This window comes from Oerskovia sp. NPDC056781 (assembly GCF_042789955.1).
GTDB classification, from domain to species: domain Bacteria; phylum Actinomycetota; class Actinomycetes; order Actinomycetales; family Cellulomonadaceae; genus Oerskovia; species Oerskovia rustica.
Window position 1 is genome coordinate 1 of the sequence record NZ_JBHUAD010000252.1, and the last position, 5,333, is coordinate 5,333.

Annotated in this window: 6 protein-coding genes; all 6 read right to left on the reverse strand. The window is 74.2% G+C overall.

Annotation, left to right across the window (positions count from 1 at the left end):
• Positions 1-33: 33 nt before the first annotated feature.
• The 6 genes from ACFRCR_RS16435 to ACFRCR_RS16460 all read right to left on the reverse strand — a co-directional run bounded on the left by ACFRCR_RS16435 (position 34) and on the right by ACFRCR_RS16460 (position 5,197).
• Positions 34-639, reverse strand: coding sequence for a DUF1775 domain-containing protein (locus ACFRCR_RS16435; protein ID WP_377679008.1), 606 nt, complete (start codon positions 637-639; stop codon positions 34-36).
• On the reverse strand, positions 636-2,321 hold the full coding sequence (locus ACFRCR_RS16440) for a FixH family protein (RefSeq protein ID WP_377679010.1): 1,686 nt from the start codon (positions 2,319-2,321) through the stop codon (positions 636-638). Before ACFRCR_RS16440 ends, ACFRCR_RS16435 begins: the two co-directional genes overlap by 4 nt.
• Positions 2,322-2,329: 8 nt before the next feature.
• On the reverse strand, positions 2,330-3,070 hold the full coding sequence (locus ACFRCR_RS16445) for a YcnI family protein (protein WP_377679011.1): 741 nt from the start codon (positions 3,068-3,070) through the stop codon (positions 2,330-2,332).
• A gap of 154 nt (positions 3,071-3,224) precedes the next feature.
• Positions 3,225-3,779 carry a hypothetical protein gene (locus tag ACFRCR_RS16450; protein WP_377679013.1) on the reverse strand — a complete coding sequence of 185 codons (555 nt, stop codon included), beginning with the start codon at positions 3,777-3,779 and terminating at the stop codon, positions 3,225-3,227.
• Positions 3,780-3,873: 94 nt separating this feature from the next.
• The gene (locus ACFRCR_RS16455) at positions 3,874-4,551 is read right to left on the reverse strand and encodes a hypothetical protein (RefSeq protein ID WP_377679015.1); all 678 of its coding nucleotides are present in this window, start codon (positions 4,549-4,551) and stop codon (positions 3,874-3,876) included.
• Positions 4,544-5,197 (reverse strand): SigE family RNA polymerase sigma factor, encoded by a 654-nt coding sequence (locus ACFRCR_RS16460; protein WP_377679016.1) that lies wholly within the window; start codon positions 5,195-5,197, stop codon positions 4,544-4,546. Before ACFRCR_RS16460 ends, ACFRCR_RS16455 begins: the two co-directional genes overlap by 8 nt.
• Positions 5,198-5,333: the final 136 nt, after the last annotated feature.

Genomic DNA, 5,333 nt, shown 5'->3' on the forward strand with positions numbered 1-5,333 from the left:
GGCCCCTTCTCCGTCCGCGACCTGGGACCTCTCTCAGGCGCGACGCCGGGCGAGGTACCAGGCGCCCGCGGTCGCCGCGGCGAGCGAGGCCGCCGCCACCGCCGCGAGGGTCTGCGCGAGGCTCGCGCCCGCAGGTCCGGAGGTGGCGTCTAACCCGCCCGGCGCGATCGGCTGCGGGGCGAGCGTCGCGGTGGTCGCGACGAAGCTCGGCGCGGGATGTGCGCCTGCCGGGTCGGTGTCGACCCAGTCGTACGAGCCCTCGGTGCACGTCTGGGTCGTCGGGAACCAGAAGGCCTGCCCGGCGGTGCCCGTGACCCTGGTGACGAGCTCGAACCGAGCCGGTGTGCCGTCGGCGACCGGGGTCCCCTCCCAGCGGACCACGCCCGGCTCCTGCTCCGCGGCCCATCCCTCCGGCTGCACGGTCGAGACCGCCTCGACCCCTGCGGGGAGCGTCACGTCGAGGCCCGTCGTCGGGGCGCCGTCGCAGCCGTGCTCGAACGAGAACGTGAGGGTGGTGGTGCCGTCTCCGTTCGGCGTCGCGGTCTCCAGGAGGACGTGGGCCGCCGCGACCTGCGCCCCCGTCACGGTCAGGAGCGCGGCGAGGCCGAGGGCCGCGGCCGCGCGCGCACGGCGCGTCATGGGGAGACCTCCACGGGAAGCGAGACGACCGGGTTCTCGTACTTGGACGTGCGGACGCCGACCGTGACGTCCCAGGCCCCGGCCATCGGCAGGTCGATCGAGGCCAGGTAGGTCCCGGGACCCGTCCGCGTGACGGTGGGCGTGAAGGGGCCGATGCCCAGCTCGGGCTGCGTGAGACCGACCTCGGGGAGGGCGACCGGGTCGAGCGGGGCGCCGTCGGCGTCGAGCACGGTCAGCTCGAGCGAGTTGATGCCCAGCGCTCCTGGGGTGACCCTGGCCTGGAGCGACCCGGACCCGAGAGGTTCGTCGAACTCCTGGGCGGGCACCGTGCTCTGCGCCTCGGCAGGGGCCCGTGTCTGCGCCTCGACCGGACTCTGGGAGACGAGCACCCCGGTCACGACCAGCAGCACCGTGAGGACCGATGCCTCGGCGACGACCGTCCGGCGCAGACGCAGGCGCCCCTCGGGGCCCTCCGCGACGTGCGGGACCAGCCCGTACCGGTTCCAGGCCGCGATCGCCACGAGGGTCAGGGCCAGGGCGACCTTGACCAGGAGCGTCCGGCCGTACCCGGTGGTCACCAGCGCGTCCAGCGAGCCGAGGATGCGCCAGGCCAGCAGCACGCCGCTCAGGGCGAGCGCGAGGACGAGCCATGCGCCCACGGTCGAGAAGCGCAGCACCGTGCGCGCCGAGCGCTGGGCAGACGCCCCCGACGAGCGCGCGAGCAGCAGGCACAGCCCCACGATGCCGCCGAACCAGACGGACCCCGCGGCCACGTGCAGCACGTCGGCGCCGAGCACGAGCCACGCCGGACCGAACGTCCGGGTGTGCCCCACGACCGCCAGCGACGTCGCGGCCACCGCAGCAGCGCCGAGGGTGAGCGGGACGGGCCACCGCCGGCGGGTCGCTCGCCCCGCCCGGGGGCAGAACACGGTCGCGACGCCCAGACCCACCAGGCCGAGGAGCGCGGCCAGGGCCGACTCGGACCCCAGGGCCGCGGTCCAGACCTCCGGGTCCAGGAGCGCGCCGATCCCGATGCCCGCCTGCCACACGGCCGTGACCGGCACCGAGACGAGCAGGCCCGCCCCGGCGAGGACCGCGAGCCCCCGGCGCGTGCGGTCGAGCCGACGCCGGAGCACGGGCATGGCCCCGGGCGTCGCGTCGAGCAGCAGGAGCTCGAAGACCACGAGGCCGGCGACCCCGAGCGACCCGACGTAGACGAGCGCCTGGGACGCCCGGCGCAGCGTCGAGACCGCCGCCGACGTCGACGGCTCCGGCGCCTCGGCGACGGTGTCGCTCGGAGCCCCGACCGAGAACGTGAACGCGCCCGCCACCGGGTGCGTGTCCCCGGACGTGACGCGCCAGCTCACGACGTACGTGCCGTCGTCGAGCACCGCAGGCACCGTGATCTCCACCCGGGAGTCGACCGCCGTGGGCGTGACGGCGACGGCCGTCCCCGCGGCGTCGAGCAGCGCGACGCCGCCGGGCGGCACCTGGACGGGTTCGTTGAACGTGAGGGTCAGCAGGGCGGGGGAGTCCTCGACGACGGAGCCGTCCCGAGGATCGCTGTCGACGATCACGGCGTGGGCCGCGGCCGGGGAGGCTGACGCGAGCATCAGCACCACCCCGGCCACGGCCGACACCACGACCGCCGCCGCCCCGCGCAGGACGCGGGCGACGTTCATGGGCCGCGTCAGGCCTTGGGGCGACGGGCGAACGCGGCGCCGCCCAGGACGAGCCCCGCCGCACCGAGCACGAGCGCGACCCCGGACAGGACGAGGGGCAGCGTCGACGGCTCGTCCGACGACCCGGCCGCGTCGACCGTGCCGTCGGAGCCGTCGGAGCTCGCGGCGTCCGAGGCGGCCTCGTCGGAGACCGTCTCGACGGCCCCGTGCTCCTCCTCGGCCTCGGTGATCGTCAGGGTCGGGGCGGGGAGCTCGAGGTCGTGCGGGTCCTCGCCCTCGGCCGCGACCTGGACCCAGGCGGACTCGCCTTCCTGGCACGTCTGGACCGTCGGGAACACGAGGGTCTCGCCGACGGCGTCCGGGAGCTTGGTCGACAGGACGAGGGCGTCCCGGTAGCCGTCGGGCAGCGGCGACCTCGCCGTGTAGACGATCTCGCCGACACGCTCGGTGAGCTGGCCGCCGTGACCGTCGTCGATCGGGGTCGCGAGGCTCACCATGACCTTCTCGACGTCCCAGCCGGGGTTGACCGTAGGGGTCACGCTCGTGATCGGCTCGGGGATCTGGATCGAGACCTTCGTCGTCGACGACTCGCCGCAGCCGTGCGGGACGCCGAACGTCAGGAGGGCGTAGGAGCCCGCGGTGGTCGTGTCGGGGTTGACCGACACGTGGGCGGACGCGCCGCTCGCGCCGAGCGCGAGGAGCAGGGTCGTCGCCGCGGCGACGGTGAGGAGCTTCGGTGAACGCTTCATGATCTGAGGCACAGGCCTTCCGTGGTCGAACGCAGGGTCGCTCCCGCTGCGGGCACGGCGGTCCCGCGGTCGGTGGACGCGCGGGGGCGCGGCTCGACGAGGGTGGGTCGTCGAGGCGGCAGGGAGCGGGTCGCGGCAAGGGCCGCGACCGAGGTCAAGGTGCTGCGTGGACCAGGACGGGAGGGGCACGCCCCATGACCGCACCGCGGCCGGGAGCGGCAGGGACGAGGGGCGTCGAGGCGAGGACGAGGACTCCCCGCCCCCGGGAGGCAGGAGGACGCAGGAGGCGCGGGACCGAGCGCATGGTCAGCCACGACCACAGGGCCCACAGCGCCCGGTCGGCGTGGGTCAGGAGCACCGAGACGACGAGCGTCGCGAGCACGTGCGCGGCCAGCATGGGCACGGGGTCCTCGGCGGCGTGCGCGTGCGCGGGCACCGGGGACGCCGCGAGCAGCGCGCACTGCTCGAACGTGTAGTGCAGGACGACCTGGCCCAGACCGAGGACGCCCAGCAGGAGCGGCAGCGCCAGGCGACGACCCAGGACGCCGCGCAGCATCACGGCCGTGAGCATCACGAGGACCACGACCGGCACGGCTCCCGGCGCCGCGCCCCCGGCGAGGCGGTGCGAGACCAGGGACAGCCCGACGACCGCGGTGGCGAGCAACCCTGCTCGAACCCCGCGCAGCAGACCGACCGCCGGCGACAGCACGCGACGACTGTAGCGGGCAGAGCGTCAGAAAAGGACCCCTTGTCCAGGAATGCGTCCGGTCAGGGTGATCGGCAGAGCCCGACGGCCGGTCGGGCTAGCCGTAGAGCCGCGGCGAGTAGCCGTCGAGGCACAGGGTGACCCAGTGGTCGTCGGCCCCTGCGGCGACCGCGGCCTGGGACTTGGCCAGCACGGCGGCCAGGTCGTCGGACTCCGTCACGACGACGCCCTCGTGCACCATGCATTCGGTGAACTCCGCGAACGCCACCTCACGGTCGACGTCGCGCAGCCTGGTCTGGGTCGAGAACGCGACCTCGGCCTCCATGAGGTTCACCTCGTCCTCGCACGCCTTCGTCGCCGCGTACATGGCGTCGTCGTCGGTCTCCACGTCGTACTGGTAGCCGTAGGTGACCCCGTCGATGCGCTTCTCGACCGGACCGGCCGGGAACCCCTCCGCTCGCACGCATCCCGCGACGTACTCGACGATCCCCTTGTAGTGCTCCTCGGTGATGGCGCCGCCCTCGTAGGGGTGCACCATCACCTCGGTGCCGCCGGAGGGCGCGGGCGTCCGCACGGTGCCGAGCCCGAGGGCGCTGACCACCCCCAGGCCGACGAGCGCGACGCACGCCGACGTCCCCAGCGTGCTCCGGAAGGAGCGCTTCCTCGCGCGGCGCTTCACCGCCGCGAGGGCGGCGGGCCCTCCGATGTGCCGGACGGGGATCGTCTCGTCGACCACGGCCCGCAGCTCGCGTGCGAAGTCGTCGTGCTCAGTCATCGGAATCGACCTTCTTCGTATCGGTGGTGCTGGCGGTGCTGGCACCGGCGGTGCCGACCGTGCCGACCGTGCCGACCGTGCCGGTCGGGGACGTCAGCTCGGCCCGTAGACGGGCGAGACCCCGGGAGGCGTTCGACTTCACGGTGCCTCGCGGCATGCCGAGCTCGTCCGCGACCTCCGCCTCGGACAGGTCCAGCAGATGACGCAGGACGACGACCCGGCGCTGCTTGACCGGCAGGAGGAGGAGGGCGCGCACGAGCTCGTCGCGCACCGTGACCTCGGTCGTCCGGTCCGCGACCGACCCCGGCGGTCCGTCCCCGTGCGCGTGGAGCACCTCACGCCGCGTGCGCCGCCACGTGTCGACCTTGAGGTTCGCCAGGATCCGCCGGGCGTAGACGAACGGGTCGCCGTCCCGGGCGCGCGCCCAGGCCCGGTAGGTCCGCTCGAGCGTCGCCTGGAACAGCTCCTCGGCGCGGTGCTGGTCCCCGCTGATCAGCAACGCGATGCGCTCGAGGCGCCCGCCGTGCGTCTCGACGAAATCGACGAACTCGGCGTCCCGCCGGATCCGACCCGCGGACAGGTACCGCTCGGCGGCATCGTCCGACCAGACCGCTTCTTCGTCCATGAGGGCCTCAGCGCTGGTCATGTCTGTCTCTGCTCCCCGTCATACCCCTCCACCACGCAGCGGGTGGCCGATAGGTTCCGTCCCGGCGGGACGATTCTCGTGCAGTCGCCGGAGTGCGACGGCGGACGACGAAGGGGCCGCCGTCCCGGAAGGACGG

Excerpts from the sequence above, each read along its gene's own strand:
- ACFRCR_RS16435 (WP_377679008.1), bottom strand. The coding sequence starts at position 639 with ATGACGCGCCGTGCGCGCGCGGCCGCGGCCCTCGGCCTCGCCGCGCTC.
- ACFRCR_RS16445 (WP_377679011.1), bottom strand. The coding sequence starts at position 3,070 with ATGAAGCGTTCACCGAAGCTCCTCACCGTCGCCGCGGCGACGACCCTG.
- ACFRCR_RS16460 (WP_377679016.1), bottom strand. The coding sequence starts at position 5,197 with ATGACCAGCGCTGAGGCCCTCATGGACGAAGAAGCGGTCTGGTCGGAC.
- ACFRCR_RS16455 (WP_377679015.1), bottom strand. The coding sequence starts at position 4,551 with ATGACTGAGCACGACGACTTCGCACGCGAGCTGCGGGCCGTGGTCGAC.
- ACFRCR_RS16440 (WP_377679010.1), bottom strand. The coding sequence starts at position 2,321 with ATGAACGTCGCCCGCGTCCTGCGCGGGGCGGCGGCGGTCGTGGTGTCG.